The sequence below is a fragment of the Ruegeria sp. CE8 genome (assembly GCF_056537465.1).
In genome coordinates this window covers 1-1,263 of sequence record NZ_JBQFRP010000032.1, presented here as the reverse complement: position 1 = coordinate 1,263, position 1,263 = coordinate 1, and the positions used below count along the sequence as shown (strand labels likewise).

General features: G+C 62.5%; 1 protein-coding gene. It reads left to right on the top strand.

Features of this window, described 5'->3' with window-relative positions; translation table 11 throughout:
- A partial coding sequence (gene glyA, locus ACR0AA_RS23245) for a serine hydroxymethyltransferase (protein WP_480757759.1) occupies window positions 1-1,261 on the top strand: 1,261 nt, incomplete at its 5' end.
- Window positions 1,262-1,263 lie beyond the last annotated feature (2 nt).

The following is a 1,263-nucleotide window of genomic DNA, read 5'->3' as shown; positions in this document are numbered from 1 at the left end:
CCAGTCTTTGTCTGACCGTGATCCCGAGCTGTTCGGCTCGATCACGTCCGAGCTGGGCCGCCAGCGTGACGAGATCGAACTGATCGCGTCCGAGAACATCGTCTCTGCCGCCGTGATGGAGGCGCAGGGCTCGGTGATGACCAACAAATACGCCGAAGGTTATCCCGGTCGTCGCTACTATGGCGGCTGCCAGTTCGTTGATATCGCCGAGAATCTGGCCATCGACCGCGCCAAGGAACTGTTTGGCTGCGAATTCGCCAACGTGCAGCCGAACTCGGGCAGCCAGGCCAACCAGGGTGTGTTTCAGGCGCTGATCAAACCGGGTGACACCATTCTGGGTATGAGCCTGGATGCCGGTGGACACCTGACCCACGGCGCCCGCCCGAACCAGTCGGGCAAGTGGTTCCACGCGGTGCAGTACGGCGTCCGCAAGGAAGACAACATGCTGGACTACGATCAGGTCGAGGCGCTGGCGAAAGAGCACCAGCCCAAGCTGATCATCGCCGGAGGCTCGGCCATCCCGCGCCAGATCGACTTTGCCCGCATGCGCGAGATTGCCGATATGGTCGGCGCCTACCTGCACGTGGACATGGCGCATTTCGCCGGTCTGGTGGCAGCAGGCGAGCACCCCAGCCCCTTCCCGCATGCGCATGTGGCGACCACCACCACGCACAAGACCCTGCGCGGTCCGCGTGGCGGCATGATCCTGACCAATGATGAAGATATCGCTAAGAAAGTGAACTCGGCGATCTTCCCCGGCATTCAGGGCGGCCCGCTGATGCATGTGATCGCGGCCAAGGCCGTGGCGTTCGGCGAGGCGCTGCAGCCTGCCTTCAAGGACTACATCAAGCAGGTTGTCGTCAATTCGCAGGCTCTGTCGGACCAGCTGATCAAGGGCGGTCTGGACACCGTGACCCATGGCACCGACACCCATGTGGTGCTGGTCGACCTGCGCCCCAAAGGCGTCAAGGGCAACGCGACCGAAAAGGCTCTGGGCCGGGCGCATATCACCTGCAACAAGAACGGCGTGCCATTTGACCCCGAGAAACCAACCATCACGTCGGGCATCCGCCTGGGCTCACCCGCTGGCACCACCCGCGGCTTTGGCGAGATCGAATTCCGCCAGATCGCGGACTGGATCATCGAGGTTGTCGACGGACTGGCTGCCAATGGCGAAGACGGCAACGGCGCGGTCGAAGCAAAGGTCAAAGCCGAAGTCGCCGAACTCTGCGCCCGTTTCCCAATCTACCCGAACCTGTAAGA